Raw genomic sequence first — 19,934 nt, forward strand, 5'->3', positions numbered from 1 at the left:
TCAACGTTAACTTGTCATCAGATTTGATGAACGTGAAACTGGTCATGTTCGAAGGGCACCCGATCGGGGGAGACGGTGCCAGTCATCCGGTTCGGGGGAACCGGTGGCGGTGGAGTGGCCGGATCGGGGGATCGACCACTCGGGTCTCATCGGGGGATGGGCCTGGGCCGCCCGCAACAATTGCACACGAGCTCGTCCTTCGGGGGAATGGCGAGTTGACGTGATGACGGGTCCGCTGGCGAGAGCCACCGGGCCCGTCAGTGCGTTGTGTGAATTGGCTTGCGCCCGACCGTAGTCTTGACGGGTCATGACAGAACCTCGCCAGATGCCCGAACCCCGCCTGGAATTCGACCCGTCGCTGCCGATTGCCGAGCACGCCGACGAGATCGCCGCATTCATCCGCGAGCACCAGGTGGTTGTCGTCGCCGGCGAGACCGGATCGGGCAAGACCACCCAGATCCCCAAGATCTGCCTGGCGCTGGGCCGCGGCCGCATCGCCCACACCCAGCCCCGTAGGATCGCTGCTCGCACGGTGGCCGAACGGATCGCGGAGGAGTGCGACACACCGCTGGGGGATCTGGTCGGCTACCAGGTGCGCTTCACCCGCAAGGCCGGCAAGGACACCCGGGTCAAGGTGATGACCGACGGCGTCCTGCTCGCCGAGATCACCCACGACAGGGACCTGCGGCGCTACGACACGATCATCATCGACGAGGCGCACGAACGCAGCCTGAACATTGACTTCCTGCTCGGTTACCTCAAGCAGCTGCTGCCCAGGCGCCCGGAGCTCAGGGTCATCGTCACCTCCGCCACCATCGACACCGCTCGTTTCGCCGAGCACTTCAGCAACACGGCGGGCGAGCCGGCCCCCGTGATCGAGGTCAGCGGCCGTACCCATCCGGTCGAGATGCGCTACCGGCCGCTGGTGGCGGACGGGGAGACCGCCGAGGTGGCCGACCAGATCGACGGGATCTGCAAGGCCGTCACCGAACTGTCCCGCGAGGGGGCCGGGGACATCCTGGTCTTCCTGTCCGGCGAGCGGGAGATCCGCGATGCCGCCGAAGCCGTGAACGGCCTCAAGCTGTCCGACACCGAGGTCCTTCCCCTCTACGCGCGGCTCAGCGCCGCCGAGCAGCACCGTGTCTTCACCGCGCACACCGGCCGACGCGTGGTGCTGGCCACCAATGTGGCTGAGACCTCCATCACCGTGCCGGGCATCCGTTACGTGATCGATCCGGGCATGGCCCGCATCTCTCGCTACTCGGCACGCACCAAGGTGCAGCGGCTGCCCATCGAGCCGGTCAGCCAGGCCAGCGCCAACCAGCGCTCCGGGCGTTGCGGTCGCGTCGCGCCGGGCATCGCGATCCGTCTGTACAGCGAGCAGGACTTCCTGGCCCGGCCGGAATTCACCGAGCCGGAAATCCTGCGCACCAACCTGGCCAGCGTGATCCTGCAGATGGCCGAGGCAGGGCTGGGTGACATCGGCTCCTTCCCCTTCGTCGAGGCCCCGGACCGTGGCCAGATCACCGACGGCCTGCGGCTGCTCGACGAGCTGGGTGCCCTGAAGCCAGGAAGCCATTCGCATCCGAAGCTGACCAGGGTGGGGCACCGGTTGGCCCGGATCCCGCTCGACCCACGGCTGGGCCGGATGCTGCTGGAGGCTGAACGGCAGGGCTGCGTGCGGGAGGTGCAGGTGCTGGTGGCGGGCCTGGCCATTCCCGACGTCCGCGAACGGCCTGCGGAGAAGCGGGAGCAGGCGGACCAGCTGCACCGCCGCTTCTGGACCGCGGTGATGCCGCAGCCCGAGCCCGAGCCCGAGGCATCCGAGGGGCCGAAGCGTCACACCGCCCACACTCGCGCCGCGGAACGCGTGGCCGCCAGTGGTGGCGAACCCGATTCCGGTGGCGACATCATGGCGATGCTGCGTCTGTGGGACTACCTGCGCTCCCAGAAGAAGGCCCTGTCCGGCAACGCCTTCCGACGGATGTGCCGCGACGAGTTCATCCACTTCCTGCGGGTGCGGGAATGGGAGGACCTGCACACCCAGCTGCGCGACATCTCCAAGGAGATCGGGCTGGAGCGCAACAGTGCGCCGGCCCCCGCGGACAAGGTGCTCACCGCCGTCCTGGCAGGCCTGCTGGGGCACGTCGGGTTGGCCGACCTGCGGGAGCAGGACCAGCCGAAGAAGGACCGCAATGGCAAGCGTCGGCGTCCCGGTCCCAGGGAGTACCTGGGGGCCAGGGGGGCACGCTTCGCGATCCAGCCCGGTTCGGCGCTGGCCAAGAACCCGCCGCCGCTGGTGATGGCCGTCGAACTGGTGGAGACCAGCCGGCTCTGGGCCCGCACGGTGGCCGCCATCACCGCCGAACAGGTGGAGGAGGTGGCTGGTGACCTGCTCAAGCGCAGCTATTCGGAGCCGCACTGGTCCACGAACTCCGGTTCGGTGGTGGCCTACGAGAAGGTCACCCTCTACGGGGTGCCGGTCATCGCAGAACGTCCGGTCAGCTATGCCCGGATCGACCCTGTCGTCGCGCGTGAGATCTTCATCCGTTCCGCGCTGGTTGAGGGGCAGTGGCGTACCCGGCATCACTTCTTCCACCACAACCGCAAGGTCCGCGAGCAGGCCGAGGAACTGGAGGAGCGCAGCCGCCGCCGGGACATCACCGTCGACGACCAGCAGATCTTCGACTTCTACGACGCCCGGATCCCCGCCGAGGTGGTCAGCGTCCAGCACCTCGACGCATGGCTGCGTCGGCTCCCGGACAAGCGGCTGCTCGAGATGGGCATGGATGACCTGCTGGCCCCCGAGGCCGACCAGGTGGACGCCGGAGACTTCCCGGACCACTGGGTGGTGCCCGCCAGGGATGGTGGCGAACTGCGTTTCGACATCGACTACGTCTTCGACCCGGGCAGCGGCCACGACGGTGTCACCGTGGCGATCCCGCTGGCACAGCTCAACCAGATCAGCGCCGAGCCCTTCAGCTGGCAGGTGCCGGGCCTGCGGCACGAACTGGCCACCGAGCTCATCCGGGCCCTGCCCAAGAGCGTGCGGACCAGCTTCGTGCCCGCTCCCAACCATGCGCGCGCGGCATTGGACTGGCTCGACGAGATGGCCAAGGTCGGTCAGGGGCCGGACCACTCCACGCGCTTCTGCGACGAACTGGGACGGGCACTGCGCCAGCTGACCTCGGTGACGGTGGAGCCGCAGCAATGGAGTCCCGATGCCGTTCCCGACCACCTCCGGATCGCCTTCCGGATCACAGAGAATGGCCGCGAGACCCGCCGCAGCAAGGACTTCGCGGACCTGCGGCAGGACCTGGCCCGCAAGGTCAGCCAGACGCTGACCCGGGCCAGCGCCAAGAAGGCCGTCACCGGCGCCACCAGCTGGACGATGGGCCCCATCGACCGCACCCTGCAGGTGGAGAAGAGTGGCACGAAGGCCATCGGCTATCCCGCGTTGAAGGACGAGGGATCCAGCGTCGGCGTCGTCGTGCTGGACACCGCCGAGCGTGCCAGCCAGTCCCATGCGAAGGGTCTTCGGCGGCTGTTGGTGCTCACCCTGCCGGATCCGACGAAGTGGGTGGTCAGCCACCTGTCCAACCCGGACAAGTTGGCCCTGGGCAATTCCCCGTACGCGTCGGTGCCGTCCCTGCTAACCGATGCCCGGCTCAAGACCGCCGAGCAACTGGCCAGGCGCTGGGCGCAGGAGAACAAGCTCGGCCTCGATGATGTGCGCGACGCCCAGACCTACGAGCGTCTGGCCCTGTTCGTGCGCCAGGAACAGGCCGACGCGATGCGCGCGGTCGTCGCGACCGCGGCCGAGGCCCTGCGCAATGCCACGGCAGCCCGGTTGGCCATCGGTTCCCATCCGGCGGGCGAGGTGCGCGAGGACGTGACGGCCCAGCTCGACAACCTCGTCTTCACCAACTTCATCAGCGCTACGCCGGACCCGTGGTACGGGCACCTGCCGCGCTATGTGAAGGGGATCACGTTGCGCCTGGCTGGCGCCGCCTCCAGCCCGTCACGGGACAGGCAGGGGGCACTGCTCGTCGACGAGCTGGAGGCCGAGTATGCCCGGCTGTGCGATGCCCAGCCGCCCGGCCCGCTGCCCGCCGCGGTCGAGGAGATTGGCTTCCTGATCGAGGAACTGCGGGTGCAGCAGTTCGCCCAGCAGCTGCGCACCGCCGTCACCGTCTCACCCAAGCGGATCCGAAAGGCGATGGCGGAGGCCCACTGAGGAGTGCACAAGGGCGGGAATGGATGGACCCGGGCCGACGGTTGTGTTTCCGGACGACAACACCGATGGAAAGACGAACCAGTGATTGACCTCTTTGCCCCCGCAACCGCAGGCGCCCTGCAGTTGAAGAACCGCGTGACGATGGCTGCGCTGACGCGATCGCGTGCCGGGGCGGACGGCGTTCCCACCGACCTGCACGTCGAGTACTACGCCCAGCGCGCCACTGCCGGCCTGGTGGTGACCGAGGGCACCCGCACCAGCGGGGTGGGGCAGGCCTTCATCGGGCAGGCGGGCATCCACAGTCACGAGCAGGTTGCCGGCTGGCGACGGGTCGCCGACGCGGTGCACGCCGCGGGTGGCACCATCGTCATGCAGATCATGCATGGCGGCCGCCTCACCCTGTCCAGCATCAACAATGGTGAGCAGGCGGAGGCGCCCAGCGCCATCGCCCCGGTGATGCGCGCCCCCCAGGGCGGGGAGGTGCGCGTCAGCCTGCACGGTGCCGACGGCAGGCAGGACGTCCCCGCGCCCCGCGCACTGGAGACCGACGAGTTGTCGCGCATCGTGGACGAGTTCGTCACCGCGGCCCGCAATGCCGTCGCGGCGGGTCTGGACGGCGTCGAGCTCCACAGCGCCAACGGCTACCTGTTGCATGAGTTCCTCGCGCCCTCGGGCAACCAGCGCACCGACGAGTACGGCGGCTCACCGGAGAACCGTGCCCGTCTGGGCGTCGCGGTGGTCCGGGCCGTCGCCGCCGAGATCGGGGCCGACCGGGTCGGCCTGCGCATCTCGCCCGAACACAATGTCCAGGGCCTGGTGGAGGACGACCGTGCCGACGTGCTGGCCACCTACGGGGCCCTGTTGGACGGCATCGCGGACCTGGACATCGCCTACCTGTCCATCCTGCACGCTGACATCGACGGCGACCTGGTGGCAGCCCTGCGCTCCCGGTTCGGCGGGTTCACCCTGCTGAACAGCGGTTTCGGCTCGGTCACCACCCGGGAGGAGGCCGCTCACATCGTCGAGGACGGTCTGGCGGATGCCGCCGTGGTGGGGCGTCAGCTGATCGCCAATCCCGATCTGGTGCGCCGCTGGCAGGAGGGTCTTGAGCGCAACACCCCGGACTTCTCGACCTTCTACACCCCCGGAGCACACGGTTACACGGACTACCCCTTCGCGGGACAGGAAGCCTGAACGGCTACCGGGATGCCGCGATCCGGACCAGTTCCCGGGCCAGCGGCTCGGGAGAGCGGCCGGTCCAGATGGCGCGCAGCTGGCGGGTCAGGACGTCGGGTTCGGCGAGCTGGACCAGCCTCACCCGGCCCTGCTCGACGGCGCCACGCACCGCCAGCTCGCTGAGCACTGCCGGCCCCGCGCCCGCGGCGCAGGCGCCCAGTACGGCATGGTTGCTGCTCAAGACCAGCGACGGGGCGGCCACCGGGTGACCGGCCAGCGCGGCGTCGAGGGTCTCCCGGGTGCCGGAGCCCAGCTCGCGGACCACCAGTGAGGTCTTCGCCAACTCGGCGAGGCTGAGGGGGCGTCGATGGTGCACCCAGCGATGCTGGGGGTCGACCACGACGCACAATCGGTCGGTGTGCACGGTGCGCGTGGTGATGCCCGCCGGGAGGTCCGGGGTCTCGATGAAGCCCACGGGCACCTGGTGGGTCAGCACCTGGGCGATCACGGTGCTGGAATTGGTGACCGTCATGTTCCAGCCGGCATGGGGATCCAGCTGGTGCAGCCGTGCCAGCCAACGGGGAGCCAGGTATTCCGCAATGGTCTGGCTGGCGGCGAAGTCCATTCGCCGGGAGGCCTGGGTCGACAGGGCCTCGGCCCCGTCGAGGAAGAAGCGGGCCTGTGCCAGCAGCGGTGCGCCCAGGTCCACCAGCTGTCGTCCCGCGTCGCTGAGCGTCGAGCCTCGGTGGCTGCGCACCAGGAGCGTCAATCCCAGGCGGCGCTCCAGACGGGCAATCGCGCGGCTGGCATTGGGCTGGGCGAGGCCGAGCTCCCGGGCCGCGGCGGTCAGGCTGCCGGTCCGCGCGGTGGCATCCAGCAGGTCGAGCACGGCAAGCTCTGGCCAATCAGTCATGCGTCGATGATATGACCCGATGGCATCGCCGGTCTTCTGCCGCTCCGGCCCGCTGGCAAGGATGGACAGGTGAAGAACCTTCGACGTCTGCTGCCCGGCCTCCTGCTCTGCGCGGCGGGTGCCGTGCTCGCCGTCCTCGTCAACCGGGCGGTGCCGACGATGAGTGCCCTGCTGGTGGCCATCCTGCTGGGCGTCGCCGTCACCAACCTGGTGCCGGTCCCACCACGCTTCCAGCCGGGGGTGGCCTGCAGCGCCAAGCGGCTGCTGCGGATCGGTATCGTCCTGCTGGGCCTGCAGCTGGTGCTGGGCGACATCGCGCGGCTGGGGGCCGGGATGGGCCTGGTCATCGTCGTGGTGGTCCTGTTCGGCATCCTCGGCAGCTTCGCGCTCGGCCGCGCCCTGGGCATGGCCCACACCCAGTGCCTGCTGATCTCTTCGGGCTTCTCCATCTGCGGTGCGGCGGCCGTGGCCGGGGTGAACAGCGTTGTGGACGCCGACGAGGACGAGGTGGCCACCGCCATCGCTTTGGTGGTGCTCTACGGCACCCTGATGATCCCCATCGTCCCGCTGCTGGCGCACCTGTTCGGGCTCGGCACCCTGCCCTCGGGGCTGTGGGCGGGGGCCTCCATCCACGAGGTGGCACAGGTGGTGGCCGCCGGTGCGGCCCTGGGTCCCGCGGCCCTGAAGGTGGCCGTCGTGGTGAAGCTGGCGCGGGTCCTGATGCTCGCTCCCGTCGTGGTGGTCATGGGCGCCTGGCTGCGGCGCTCCCGGCCGGCGCAGCCAGGCGCCAACCGCCCGCCGATCGTGCCGCTCTTCGTTGCGGGATTCGTGGCCATGGTGCTGCTGGCCTCCCTGCACGTGGTGCCCGCGGGCTGGCTGCCCGTCATCAAGATCGTGCAGACGGTGCTGCTTGCCGCGGCCATGTTCGCCCTGGGGCTGGGAGTGAAGGTCTCCAGCCTGGTGAAGGTCGGCCCCAAGCCCTTCGTCCTCGGCCTGCTCACCACCGTGTGGGTGGCCGGGATCGCTCTGGCGGGCGTGATGCTGGTCAGCTGACCGCGGGCCGGAACACACAGCGAACCTTCCACGGCTCCCCAACACGATGGTGGCACACTGTCTGCGTGCCACAGACCACCGAAGAACTCGTCCAGCTGCTCGACCTCGAGGAAATCGAGATCGGACTCTTCCGCGGAGCCCAGCCCCAGACCGAGCTGCAGCGCACCTACGGCGGGCAGGTGCTCGCCCAGTCCCTGATGGCCGCCTACGGCACCGTCACCGAGGACCGGATGTGTCACTCGCTGCACGCCTACTTCCTGCGCGGCGGCATGCCGGACAAGCCGATCATCTACGACGTGGAGAATGTCCGCGACGGCGGGGCCTTCAGTTCCCGACGCGTCGTCGCCCGCCAGGGTGGCCGCCCCATCTTCAACATGAACGCCAACTTCCACATCAACGAGGGTGGGCTGGACCACTCCGACCCGATGCCGCGTGGCGTCCCCGCACCCGAGGACTGCCCCTCGCTGGTGCAGATGATGAAGGAGCGCTTCGGGGCCTCGTCGAGCTTCTTCAGCGAGTGGGATGCGCTCGACGTGCGCTTCGCCGGTGACTCGGGACATTCCAAGCAGATCGAGCGGGGCGCCCACCAGGCCCACATGCGGGTCTGGGTGCGCACCACCAGCGCCCTGCCCGATGACCAGCGGCTGCACCAGGCCGTGCTCGCCTACCTCTCGGACATCACGATCCTGAGCGTCTCGACCGTTCCCCACGAGGTCGTCTTCCACTCACCGTCGATGAGCATCGCGTCGCTTGACCACGCCATGTGGTTCCACCGGCCCGTGCGTGCCGACGAGTGGGTGCTCTACGACCAGGTCTCGCCGTCGGCCAGCAATGCGCTGGGCTTCTCGACCGGTCGCCTGGTGCAGGGAAATGCCCTCATGGCCTCGTGCAGCCAGGAGGGCATGATCCGGGTGGTGAAGTAGGCGCCCGCCCCAACTGGGACGCCGCGATGGTTCTTCGACGTAGCTGACCTCGCTGGGGTCGCAACGTCGAACAACTATCGTGACGTCCGCAGTGGTGGCCCTGCGCGAGTCAGGTCAGGCGGCGTCGCGCAGCTGGGCGAGCGCATTGCGCTCGATCTGGCGCACCCGCTCGGCCGTGATGCCCCAGACGGCGCCGATGTCGGCCAGCTTCGCCTGGCGCCCGTCGGACAGGCCGTAGCGACGCCGCACCACGTCGGCGGAGCGGTCGTCCAAGCCGGCGAGCATGTCCTCCAGGACCTGCCGCTCCTCGGCATCCAGCACCATCTCGTCGGGGCCGGGAGCGGTCTCCTTGGCTATCAGGTCGCCCAGGGAGGTGTCGCCGGACTCCTCGACAGGGGCGTCCAGGCTGATGTGGTCCCGGCTGTAGCGGATCAGGTCCACCACTCGTTCCTGCTCCAGGCCCAGCTCGTCGGCGATCTCGGCGACTTCGGGTTCGCGGCCCAGCTGGCGCTCCAGGTTGCGGCGCACGGCGTTGACCTGGTTGACCTGCTCGGCGACATGTACGGGCAGCCGCACGATCCGGCCCTGCTGGGCGATTCCGCGGCTGATGGCCTGGCGCACCCACCAGGTGGCGTAGGTGGAGAACTTGAAACCCTTGGTGTAGTCGAACTTCTCCACGGCGCGGATGAGGCCGGTGTTGCCCTCCTGCACGAGGTCCAGCAGGGGCATCTGCGCCCGGCCGAACTTGCGGGCCACGGACACCACCAGACGCAGGTTGGCCTGGACGAAGCGCTGCATCGCGGCATCGCCCTCGTCGACCATCAGTTGCAGCTGTTCGGTGGTCACCTTCTTGCGGGTCTTCAGCTCACCGTCGAGCAGGGCACGTGCGTAGAGCCCCAGCTCGATCGTGCGGGCCAGCTCCACCTCGTCGGCGGCGCTCAGCAGGGGAGTGCGGGCGATCGACTCGAGGTAGAGGCCGACGGAGTCCTTGCCGTCGATGCCCTCGCTGCTGCGAACTCGCGTTCGTGTGTCCATGGGATTGACCACCTTTCACCGGTTCTTCAACCCCCACAACGCATGACATTCCCGAAACGATCCACGAAAGTGCCCACGGATCGTGAAATCACGCTGTGAGCGGACAAGGCGGGACCGTGGTCGTAGGAATACGACGGCGGGGCTCAGGGTTTTCCCTGAGCCCCGCGAGCACTGCCTGGTTCGGTCAGCCGGTGATCTGGCTGATGATCCACGCCAGTTCGAAGGCCTCCTCACGCCAGCCGCCGTATCGGCCGCTGACCCCACCGTGTCCGGCGACCATCTCGGTCTGCAACAGAATGGGGCGCTGCGGATCCGGCTCGACGGTCTCCCGCAGCCGGGCCACCCACTTGGCGGGCTCGGTGAACAGCACACGGGTGTCGTTCAGGCTCGTGGTGGCAAGGATCGCCGGGTAACGGACCGCGCGGATGTTCTCGTAGGGGGTGTAGCCCTTCATGCAGGCGTAGACCTCCGGGTCCTCCATCGGATTGCCCCACTCCTCCCACTCGACGACCGTCAGCGGCAGCTCCGGCTTCAGGATCGTCGTCAGCGCGTCGACGAAGGGCACGCCGGCATGCACCGCGCGGAAGAGCTCCGGCGCCAGGTTGGTCACCGCACCCATCAGCAGACCGCCGGCGCTGCGGCCGCGGGCGGCCAGGCGGTCGGGGGAGGTCCAGCCCAGGTCCACCAGGTGCCGGGCGCAGGAGACGAAGTCGCTGAAGGTGTTCGGCTTGGACAGCTCCTTGCCCTGTTCGTACCAGGCCCGGCCCATCTCGCCGCCGCCGCGCACATGGGCGATGGCGAAGACGATGCCGCGCTGCAGCAGGGACAGCCGTGAGATGGAGAAGGACGGCGGGATGCAGGCCTCATAGGAGCCGTAGCCGTAGAGCAGGCAGGGGGCGCTACCATCGGCGACGACGTCCTTGTGACGCACCAGGCTGATTGGCACCCGGGTGCCGTCCTCGGCGGTGGCCCACAGCCGCTCCTGCACGTAGTCCGCCGGGTCGTAGGCACCGTGCACCGGATGGTCCAGGACGGGGGTGCGACGCAGCAAGGTGGTGCCCAGGCCGTCCAGGTCCAGTTCCAGCACGCCGGGTGGCGTCACGAGGGAGGTGTGGAAGACGCGCACCGTCGCACTGCCGTAGTCCTGTTCGGAGTGCGGCTGCACCTCGAGCAGTGGCTCGTCGAAGCCAACCCAGCGGGGCTCCAGGAAGTCCTCGCCGTCACGGGGCAGGACAGCGATGGCGCTGAGCCCCTCGCGCCGCCCGCTGAGCACCACGTGCCCGGCATAGGCGTCGACGCTCTCCAACCGGGTGCCTGTCTGGCCGTCCACGACGGTCCTCCAGTGTTCGGCACCGGGGGAGTGCAGCGAAGCGGTGGACAGGCTGTAGTCCGCACAGTCCCGGTTGTGCAGCAGCAGGACACGGTCCCCTGCCACCTCCGCCTGGTACTCGACGCCCTCGATCCGGCCGGCGACGGTACGTGGTGCGCCGGTGGGCTCGTCGGTGGACAGCAGCCAGCACTCGCTGGTCAGCTTTGATCCGGCCATGAAGACCAGCTGGGTCCGGTCACGGCACTCGTCGACGCCCAGCCAGAAGCGGTCGTCGTCCTCCTGCAGCAGCAGCACGTCCTGCTCGGGGTCGGTGCCAAGCTGGTGGCTGAAGACCTGGAAGGGCCGCCAGGCCTCGTCGACGCGTGAGTAGACGACGTGCTCATTGCCCGCCCAGCACAGGCCATGGGCCAGGTCCGTGTGAACCGGGCCGAAGTCCTTCCCGGTGGACAGGTCACGGACATATGAGGTGAAGCGCTCGTCACCGGCATGGTCGACGGACCACGCAAGCAGCCGGCCATCCGGCGAGACGCTGAAGGCGCCCAGCGCGAAGAAGTCGTGTCCGGCCGCCTCGGCATTGCCGTCCAGCAGCACCTGCTCGTCCGCAAGGGCGCGGGTGGGGTCGGGGCGGATGCCATCGGTGTCGGGGACGCGGCAGCGGAGGGGATAGTCCTGGCCCTCGACGGTGCGGCTGAAGTACCACCAGCGGCTCTCGCCCTGCTCGTCATGGTGAGTGACGTGCGCCGGCACGCTCAAGTCGGTCTGCTGGGTGCGTGCCGAGATGTCGTCGAAGATCTCCTGACGCAGCCGGGCCAGGCTCGCGGTCATGGCCTCGGTGTAGCCGTTCTCCGCCTCGAGGTGTGCGATCACCGCAGGATCGGCCTTGTCACGAAGCCATTCGTAGTCATCGGTGACGTCATCACCGTGGAAGCTGCGGATGATCGGGTGCTTGGCGGCGACGGGCGGCTGCGGCGTCGTGGTGTCAGTCATGTCCGCCAGCCTAGTGCGGCCCCTCGGAACCCGGGTTTGGGTTGAGGGACGGAGCGTGTAAAGATGTGTGCGGGAGTACTCTTGACTTTCACCGGCCTGTTCACGCCCTGAATTCAGGCGAGTTCGGTTCCGCTAGCAGTGCCCCCGCCGTCGCCGCCTCCATGCGGTGCGGGAGAACACCCCGGACTCCCCGAGAGGATCCTTCGTTGACGCCCACCTCTTCCAAGAAGGCAGCAGCCACCGACGACGCCGTCGTCGAGCAGCCTGCCGCCAAGAAGACCGCTGCCCGCAAGACGACCGCCCGCAAGACGGCCTCCGCGGCCGCGGGCACGGCCAAGAAGGCCACCAAGCGCACCACCAAGGCCGCCGCCAAGAAGGGCGCGCCCGGTGAAGAGGTCGTCACCATCGGTGGAGCGGTCGAGGGTGAGAACCTCGAGGTCGTCGTCAAGCGTGATGGCGATGACGTGGTCCTCACCGTCGGCGGCAAGAAGCGCACCCTGGACGACGTCGACGAGGCCGCCTTCAAGCCCGAGGAGACCGCCAAGGAGGAGAAGGAGCTCGTCGAGGAGTCGAAGGGCTTCGTCGTCTCCGACGCGGATGACACCGACGAGCCCGAGCAGCAGGTCATGGTGGCCGGTGCCACCGCAGACCCTGTCAAGGACTACCTGAAGCAGATCGGCAAGGTTGCCCTGCTGAATGCCGAGATGGAGGTGGAGCTGGCCAAGCGCATCGAGGCTGGCCTCTTCGCCGAGGAGCAGATCAACGACCCGGCCATCAAGGTGAAGGCCTCCGACCTGGAGGACTTCGAGTGGATTGCCGCCGACGGCAAGCGCGCCAAGAACCACCTGCTGGAGGCCAACCTGCGTCTGGTGGTCTCGCTGGCCAAGCGCTACACCGGCCGCGGCATGCTCTTCCTGGACCTGATCCAGGAGGGCAACCTGGGCCTGATCCGTGCGGTTGAGAAGTTCGACTACACCAAGGGCTACAAGTTCTCCACCTATGCAACCTGGTGGATCAAGCAGGCCATCACCCGCGCCATGGCAGACCAGGCCCGCACCATCCGTATCCCGGTGCACATGGTCGAGGTCATCAACAAGCTGGCCCGCGTGCAGCGCCAGATGCTCCAGGACCTGGGCCGCGAACCCACCCCGGAGGAGCTGGCCAAGGAACTCGACATGACCCCCGAGAAGGTCGTCGAGGTGCAGAAGTACGGGCGCGAACCCATCTCCCTGCACACTCCGCTGGGCGAGGACGGCGACAGCGAGTTCGGTGACCTGATCGAGGACTCCGAGGCCATCGTTCCGGCGGATGCCGTGAACTTCACGCTGCTGCAGGAGCAGCTGCACGACGTGCTGGACACGCTCAGTGAGCGTGAGGCCGGCGTGGTCAGCATGCGCTTCGGCCTGACCGACGGCCAGCCGAAGACGCTGGACGAGATCGGCAAGGTCTATGGCGTCACCCGCGAGCGCATCCGCCAGATCGAGAGCAAGACGATGAGCAAGCTGCGTCACCCGTCGCGCTCCCAGGTGCTGCGGGACTACCTCGACTGAGCACCCGCCCTGCCTCAAGGCGGCCGTCCGGACTCCACGGGGCGGCAGCTTTTCGCTGTGCGTCGGCTCTCGCTAGGCTCACGGGCATGTCCAAGACCCCGTACCGCATCAAGCGCGCAGAGCACCCCGTCGAGATCGAGGGGGCCGTGCGGGCCGTGGCGCAAGCCTGGCAGGAGTCCTTCGCGGACCTGTTGCCCGCCGAGGTGCTCGAGGCCCGCGGCCGTGAGGGTGTCGTGCAGCGCCGCGCCATGGAATGGGCGCTGGCCAGCCAGGAGGGCAGCTGGTTCTGGATCCTGATGGACTCGCGCGACCAGCGGGTGGTGGGCACGGCCTGCGCCCTGCCAGCCCGAGACGACGATGCTCCCGAGATCCTCGAACTGGTGACCCTGTACATCACCGACGAGGTGAAGGGCTCCGGCGCCGCGGCCGCCATCCTGGAGATGGCGATCGGCGACATGGATGCCTACCTGTGGGTGCTCGAGGGCAATGACCGGGCGATCGCCTTCTACCGCAAGCACGGATTCGAGCTGGACGGTGCCAGCCGTTCCAGAGACGATCTGTGTGGTGCCACCGAGCTGAGGATGGTCCGTCACAGTACCGGCGACTGACACGGGCAGGCCGCGTCAGCTGCTTCTCCGGGTCTTCCGCTCGGCTTCCATGGCGGCCAGCGTCTTCGCGTCCAGCCGCGGCAGGACCTGGGTGGCCTCGTCGTCGTCGAGGAAGTCGACGGCCGTGGTGGGCGTGTTGCGGCGCCGCAGGGCACGGGCACGCATCCGTTCGTGGCGGAAGCGGTCGACGGTGTTGGTCCGTGGCCCGATTCGCCCGTCGGTGAGGCGACGGCCGAGCTGGGAGGCCTTCCAACGGTCGCGCACCCGGACGCGGGCGTCGACGTCTAGTTGCTGCAGTACCTGGTCGAGTGAGGCGAGGATCCCTCCGCCCAGCAACCACTGGTCCCCGAGATGATCGGCGGCCGCCATCAGCTCGGCGATCTGGGCCCGGGTGTCGCGTAATTGGCGATAGTTGACCACGAAGGCCTGGTGGGCCTTGGCCTCGTTCCCGTTGGCCTCGGCCTCCACCATCGTCCCGAAGGCATCCAGGCAGTCTCCGAGCCGACGCAGCATCATGGCCACGGCCTGCTGGACGTCGTCGTCGAAGGGCTGGTCGGGGCGGGTGGCGAGGCCGAGCGACGGATGTACGGGGGAGGGCGCATGCCGTTCCATGGCCAGGAAGATGCCCCGCAGGCTGAGCAGGCAGCTCTCCAGGGTGTTCAGGCCGCTGGTGAGGATCGGGGAGATGTCCGCGGTGCCGACGGCGCGGGTGTTGAACTTGCGCACATCGCTCAGCCTGGTCACTTGCTGGCCGGCCTTCGAGAGCTGCGTGGTGAGCGAACGGGCCTCGTCGATCCACCCCGCCACGACTGGTCGGTCGACCCGTCCCGTCTCCATTGACTCTGCCGCCCTGTGCAGCAGGTCGCGTTGGGAGCTCGCTGCCCGGCGTACTGCCGAAGACGCGGACCGGAAGGGGACTGCCGGGGGTAGCAGGATCGGGAAGACGATGCCCACCACGGTGCCGATCAGAGTGGCCACGACGCGGGTTTCGGCGGCCACGTCGGTTCCCTGGCCCAGGATCAGCATGGCGGAGATCGGCATCTCGAGCGCCGAGTCGCCCAGCCGCAGGAGCCGGGCCAGCGCCAGCGCGCTGAAGATCACCAGACCAAGGCTCCACCAGTGCATGCCGAACAGGTAGGTCGTCAGCAGGGCCAGACCCACGCCGGAGCTGACCGCCACCACGCGCAAGGCGCCCTTCTTGAAGGTGCTCGCCACGCTCGCCTGCATCACCAGCAGGGCGGTCAGCGAGCTGGTGAGGTCGATCGGGCCATGGACCAGGGCACGGGTGAGGACATGGGCGAGAACCGAGGCGATCGCGAGCTTCGCCATGTTGCCGAGGACCGGCGCGACCCGCGCGAGCACCTCCTGGCGTCCCGCCGGGCGGGTGGGCCACAGGAGGTCCAACAGGCGCTTCCACTGCTCATTCATATGACGTCCAGTCTAGGAGGGCCTTCCATGTCTCCGCTGTGGATCCGCCGACAGCGTGCTGAGTGGTGACATCTCACGAAAAGGTCTAGTGTTGGTTGAATGAGCAATCAAGAGCGCGCCGAACAACATCAGGGTGGGGTCTACTCCTCCAAGGGGAACCCATTCGAGCGGGACACCCGCTACATCACCACTCGGATCGTGCGCCAGCCGACGCCCGGCCAGGATGCCGTCGCGGTGGAACCCGGCCGCTACCGCCTGATTGCGGCCAAGGCCTGCCCCTGGGCCAACCGAGCCCTGATCGTGCGTCGTCTCCTGGGCCTGGAGGAGGTCATCTCCGTGGGGATGCCCGGTCCGACCCACGATGCCGACTCGTGGACCTTCGGCCTGGATCCCGACGGCCTGGACCCGGTGTTGCGCATCCCGCGGATCAAGGACGCCTATCGGGCGCGTGACCCGCACTACTCGCGCGGGATCACGGTGCCCGCCATCGTCGACGTGACCACTGGCAAGGTCGTCACCAACGACTACGCCCAGATCACCCTGGACTTCTCGACCGAGTGGACCGAGTTCCACCGCGAGGGCGCTCCCGACCTCTACCCCGAGCACCTCCGCGAGGAGATGGACGCCGTGATGAAGCGCATCTTCACCGAGGTGAACAATGGCGTCTACCGCTGCGGCTTCGCCGGCACGCAAGAGGCCTACGATGCCGCCTACGACCGGCTGTGGACCGCGCTGGACTGGCTTGAGGAGCGACTGGCGAGGCAGCGATTCCTGATGGGCGAGAACATCACCGAGGCCGACGTGCGGCTGTTCACCACCCTGGTGCGCTTCGATGCCGTCTACCACGGCCACTTCAAGTGCAATCGCAACAAGCTGGCCGAGATGCCGGTGCTGTGGGGCTACGCCCGCGACCTCTACCAGACCCCCGGATTCGGCGACACCGTCGACTTCCAGCAGATCAAGGAGCACTACTACGTGGTGCACACGGACCTGAACCCGCTGTCGATCATCCCCAAGGGGCCGGACCTGTCTGGGTGGCTGACGCCGCACGGACGCGAGGCCCTGTCCTGACGCGGATTCGCCGCGAGTGTCTGCAGCAGCGGCCACACCGAGGTGAGCCCTGAGCACCAGTAGCCCAAGGAGTCATCGTGACCCGCCTGCCCGTACCCCCACTCGAGTAGTCGCTGACGAGCTTCCTCGACGCAACCCGCGTGCTGCTCGACGACGAGCAGTACCAGCGAACCCAGCAGTTGGTGCGCGACTTCTCTGAGGGCGAGGGCACCCAGTGCCAGGCTGAGCTCGAGGGCTTCGCCGAGGCTGAGTGCGCCGAAGGGCGCAACTGGATGTCCGAGATGTGGCTCGAGGCCTATCTGGCCGGCCGCACCCCGGTCACCCTCACCAGCAATGTCGGCTTCTCCCTGCCCCTGACCACCGACGAGTCGCTCGGCGACCCGATCGAGCGGGCCGCGGACCTGTTGGTGCGCTGCGCCGCCACCCATCTGGAGCACCTGCGCAGCGAGACGTCCGAGCAGCTCACCGCGCGAGGCGCACCGCTGTGCATGCAGCGATGGCGATATCTCGCCGGTGGCGCCCGTCACCCGCCTGCTGACATCGACGGCTTCCTGCCCGGGCCAACCGACGCGGCCAACGCAGCGTGCTGGTGCTGTGGAAGGGCAATGCGGCCACGGTGGCGATCAGCGACGCACACGGCCAGCCGCTGTCGCGCGCAGCCGTCGGCGCTGCCCTGCGCGAGATCACCGCCCTGGCGCCCGTCGACGGTCTGGGCTTCGCGGACATGTCCTTCCTGGGTGGGGAGCAGCTCGCCCCGCATCTGGCGCAGCTGTGTTGTGACGAGCTCAATGCCGCCACCTACCGCGCCGTCACCGAGGCCGTCTTCGGCTTCACCCTCGACGACCGGCCCGCAGACGAGGACGAGCACCTGCGCCGCTCCGTCTTCCAGGTGGGCATGGCCTGGGCCTACAAGCCGTCCACCTTCCTGGTCAGCCTGGCCGACGACTTCGTCGGGATGCACGTGGAACACACCATCGTGGACGGTGGGACCCTCAAGACCTCGATCGAGCGCGCGCAGCAGCTGGTCGCCGACACCACCGCCACCGAGCAGGTGGCGCGATGGCAGCAGCTCGCCTGGGCCTGGCCCGAGGCCCTTGAGGAACAGGTCGCCGACCAGATCGACCAGGTCCGTCATGCTGCGGCGAGCCACCGCGTCCGGACGCACCGTGTACCGACGCTGCCGCAGGCCGAGATCGGCATCAGGATGAGCCACGACGCCGGCATTCAGTTCGTGCTGCTCTATGCCCAACTGGCGACCTATGGCCGGGTGCGCAGCACCTATGAGGCGGTCGACATGCGCGAGTACCAGGCGGGGCGCACCGAATGCCTGCGTCCCAACACGATCGCCGCCGTCGCCCTCGCCACCGCCATGCGCGACGGCGACGCCACCGTCGAGCACCTGCACGCTGCACTCGCCGCCCATCGCGCCGGCGTGATCGCCTGCAAGACCGGACAGGCCTTCGACCGCCACCTCTTCGCCCTCCGGTCCGTCGCCCGGAAGCTGGGCCACAACCCGCAGCTGTTCGCCGGCGAGGGCTACCGGGCCCTGACCAGCGACCTGCTCAGCACCACCTCCTTGGGGGACCAGGCCCAGATCGTGCGCTATGCCTTCGCACCCGCCATCACCGGCGGCATCGGCGTCGACTACAACGCCTTCGATGGCGAGTACGAGTTCTGCCTCAGCGTGGATGACGCCACGGTGGAGCGCCTCGACGAGTTCGTCGCGAATCTCCACGAGGGGGCGCGTCGACTCTTCGAAGTGGTCGTCAGCGCAGGCCGGGCAGCCTGAACCGGGCCGGGCACCCGCCCCGGCTCCGGCTCAGGCTCACAGCGACGGGCTGTGGGCCAACAGGTCGCGGGTGTAGGGGTGCTGCGGGCGGTCCAGCACGTCGCTGACCGCCCCCGCCTCCACCAGTCGGCCATGCTGGAGCACCAGGACCCGGTCGGCGATGGAACGCACCAGTGGCAGGTCATGGGTGACGAAGAGCATCGAGACCTTCCTCTCGGCCTTGATCCGTGCCAGCAACTCCACGATCGAGCCCTGGATGGACACGTCGAGGGCGGAGGTGATCTCGTCGCAGACCAGCAGGTCGGGACGGGTGGCGAGGGCGCGCGCGATGGCGACGCGCTGGCGTTCACCGCCCGAGAGGCGGTTGGTGCGCAGGGTCAGCAAGCCGGCGTCCAGCTGCACCTGGTCGAGGAGCTCCGCGGCCTGTTCGCGGGCGTCACGTCCCTTTGCGATCCCGAAGAGCTCAAGCGGACGCACCAGGATCTGTTGCACCGTGCGTCGGGGGTTCAGCGAGAGGTAGGGGTTCTGGAAGATGTACTGGACGCGCTGGCGTTGCTCGCTGGTGCGCCGGCGTGCGGCAGGCGCCAGCTGCTCACCGTCGACGGCGATCGAGCCCTGCCACTGCTTGTGGATGCCGCCCACACAGCGCGAGATGGAGGTCTTACCGGACCCGGACTCGCCCACCAGCGCCACCACCTCCTGCCGGGCGACGTCGAAGCCGACGTCGTGCACCACCTGGCTGGCGCCGTAGTGCACGTCGAGGTGCTCAACGCTCAGCACCACCTCGCGCGGCCGGTCGGCGGGGGTGTCGGACACGACGCGATCTCGGGGGTCCCAGTCGCCCAGTTCGTTGGTTCGCAGACAGCGCGCACGATGGGCGGGGCCCACCTCGACATCGGCGGGGGACGTGCTGGCGCAGGACTCGACGGCGAAGGTGCAGCGGTCGTGGAAGCGACAGCCCTGGGGCCGATCACCCGGCGAGGGGGTGCGGCCGGGGATGCCACTGAGCAGCCAGGCGACGTCCAGATGTGGGATGGCGGCCAGCAGGGCGCGGGTGTAGGGGTGACGCGGGTTGCGGAAGATCTCCTGCACCGGGCCCTGCTCCACCACCTGCCCCGCGTACATCACGGCGACGCGCTGCGCGATGGTGGACACCACGGCCAGGTCGTGGCTGACGTAGAGCGCGCCCACCTCGAAGCGGCGGCACAGCTGCAGCAGCGTCTCCAGCACCATCGCCTGGGTGGTCACGTCCAGCCCGGTGGTGGGCTCGTCGAGCACCAGCACCTTGGGTCGCGGCAGGAACATCATCGCCAGGGCGACGCGCTGCACCTGTCCGCCGGACAGCTGGTGGGGATAGCGCGCCAGGAAGTCGTCGTCGGCCTCCAGGCCCACCTCGGGCAGGATCTCGCGGATCCTGCGGTCGCGCTCGGAGGGGGTGCCGATGGCATGCAGGTCGAGCAGCTCGCGCAGCTGGGCACCGATGCGGATGGCCGGGTTGAGCGCGGAACTGGGGTCCTGGGGCACGTAGCCGATCTCCACCCCGCGCAGGCGACGGACGGAGCTCGGGTCCAGCTCGCGGATGCTGTGGCCTGCCACCCGGATGTCACCCCCGGTGATCCGAGCCCCGGTCCGGGCGTAGCCGAGCAGGGCAGTGCCGGTGGTCGTCTTCCCGGACCCGGACTCGCCGACCAGGCCGAGCACCTCGCCGGGGTACAGCACCAGGTCGACGTCCTCGACGACGGCCACCCCTGTGCGCTCGAGACTGACCTGCATTCCGGTGACCGTGCTGATGGGTCGTGCATTGGCCGTGGCGACCTCGTCGGTGGTGTTCATC

At 68.6% G+C, this 19,934-nt stretch carries 13 protein-coding genes and 1 pseudogene; 9 read left to right on the forward strand and 5 right to left on the reverse strand.

All coding sequences use genetic code 11. From position 1 onward, the window contains the following. The first annotated feature begins 325 nt into the window (after positions 1-325). Both hrpA and EDD41_RS16010 read left to right on the forward strand, forming a co-directional pair. Positions 326-4,237, forward strand: coding sequence for an ATP-dependent RNA helicase HrpA (hrpA, locus tag EDD41_RS16005; RefSeq protein WP_123577204.1), 3,912 nt, complete (start codon positions 326-328; stop codon positions 4,235-4,237). 81 nt (positions 4,238-4,318) lie between these two features. Then, positions 4,319-5,431, forward strand: a complete 1,113-nt coding sequence (locus tag EDD41_RS16010; RefSeq protein WP_123576634.1) for an alkene reductase — start codon at positions 4,319-4,321, stop codon at positions 5,429-5,431. 4 nt (positions 5,432-5,435) lie between these two features. Here the strand turns inward: EDD41_RS16010 and EDD41_RS16015 are convergent, their stop codons facing one another. Beyond that, entirely contained in the window at positions 5,436-6,326 is an 891-nt protein-coding gene (locus EDD41_RS16015) for a LysR family transcriptional regulator (protein ID WP_123576636.1), read from the reverse strand. A 69-nt stretch (positions 6,327-6,395) separates the two neighbouring features. Here EDD41_RS16015 and EDD41_RS16020 point away from each other — a divergent pair, with 69 nt between their 5' ends. Beyond that, a complete protein-coding gene (locus EDD41_RS16020) occupies positions 6,396-7,379 on the forward strand; it encodes a YeiH family protein (RefSeq protein ID WP_245995687.1) in 984 nt (327 codons plus the stop codon). 65 nt (positions 7,380-7,444) lie between these two features. Then, on the forward strand, positions 7,445-8,302 hold the full coding sequence (locus EDD41_RS16025) for an acyl-CoA thioesterase (RefSeq protein ID WP_094764901.1): 858 nt from the start codon (positions 7,445-7,447) through the stop codon (positions 8,300-8,302). Positions 8,303-8,416: 114 nt separating this feature from the next. On the opposite strand, the gene EDD41_RS16030 is transcribed toward EDD41_RS16025, so the two are convergent. Together EDD41_RS16030 and EDD41_RS16035 are read right to left on the reverse strand one after the other, a co-directional pair. Beyond that, positions 8,417-9,337 (reverse strand): sigma-70 family RNA polymerase sigma factor, encoded by a 921-nt coding sequence (locus EDD41_RS16030; RefSeq protein WP_094765008.1) that lies wholly within the window; start codon positions 9,335-9,337, stop codon positions 8,417-8,419. A gap of 184 nt (positions 9,338-9,521) precedes the next feature. Further along, the gene (locus tag EDD41_RS16035; RefSeq protein WP_123576640.1) at positions 9,522-11,654 is read right to left on the reverse strand and encodes a S9 family peptidase; all 2,133 of its coding nucleotides are present in this window, start codon (positions 11,652-11,654) and stop codon (positions 9,522-9,524) included. A 161-nt stretch (positions 11,655-11,815) separates the two neighbouring features. On the opposite strand from EDD41_RS16035, the gene EDD41_RS16040 reads away from it, so the two are divergent. Together EDD41_RS16040 and EDD41_RS16045 are read left to right on the forward strand one after the other, a co-directional pair. Next, positions 11,816-13,204, forward strand: a complete 1,389-nt coding sequence (locus tag EDD41_RS16040; protein WP_123576642.1) for an RNA polymerase sigma factor — start codon at positions 11,816-11,818, stop codon at positions 13,202-13,204. 86 nt (positions 13,205-13,290) lie between these two features. Next, positions 13,291-13,812, forward strand: coding sequence for a GNAT family N-acetyltransferase (locus EDD41_RS16045; protein WP_094764904.1), 522 nt, complete (start codon positions 13,291-13,293; stop codon positions 13,810-13,812). Positions 13,813-13,827: 15 nt separating this feature from the next. On the opposite strand, the gene EDD41_RS16050 is transcribed toward EDD41_RS16045, so the two are convergent. Then, positions 13,828-15,240, reverse strand: a complete 1,413-nt coding sequence (locus EDD41_RS16050; protein ID WP_094764905.1) for an FUSC family protein — start codon at positions 15,238-15,240, stop codon at positions 13,828-13,830. 99 nt (positions 15,241-15,339) lie between these two features. On the opposite strand from EDD41_RS16050, the gene EDD41_RS16055 reads away from it, so the two are divergent. The 3 genes and pseudogenes from EDD41_RS16055 to EDD41_RS16065 all read left to right on the forward strand — a co-directional run bounded on the left by EDD41_RS16055 (position 15,340) and on the right by EDD41_RS16065 (position 18,100). Beyond that, a complete protein-coding gene (locus tag EDD41_RS16055) occupies positions 15,340-16,311 on the forward strand; it encodes a glutathione S-transferase family protein (RefSeq protein ID WP_123576644.1) in 972 nt (323 codons plus the stop codon). 113 nt (positions 16,312-16,424) lie between these two features. Further along, positions 16,425-16,844: pseudogene (locus EDD41_RS18255) on the forward strand (choline/carnitine O-acyltransferase); the annotation flags it as partial. A gap of 50 nt (positions 16,845-16,894) precedes the next feature. Further along, on the forward strand, positions 16,895-18,100 hold the full coding sequence (locus tag EDD41_RS16065; protein WP_123576646.1) for a choline/carnitine O-acyltransferase: 1,206 nt from the start codon (positions 16,895-16,897) through the stop codon (positions 18,098-18,100). A 36-nt stretch (positions 18,101-18,136) separates the two neighbouring features. Here EDD41_RS16065 and EDD41_RS16070 read toward each other — a convergent pair whose 3' ends face one another. Then, a complete protein-coding gene (locus tag EDD41_RS16070) occupies positions 18,137-19,933 on the reverse strand; it encodes an ABC transporter ATP-binding protein (protein ID WP_094764908.1) in 1,797 nt (598 codons plus the stop codon). Position 19,934: the final 1 nt, after the last annotated feature.

The sequence above is a fragment of the Luteococcus japonicus genome (assembly GCF_003752415.1).
Classification (GTDB): Bacteria; Actinomycetota; Actinomycetes; order Propionibacteriales; family Propionibacteriaceae; genus Luteococcus; species Luteococcus japonicus.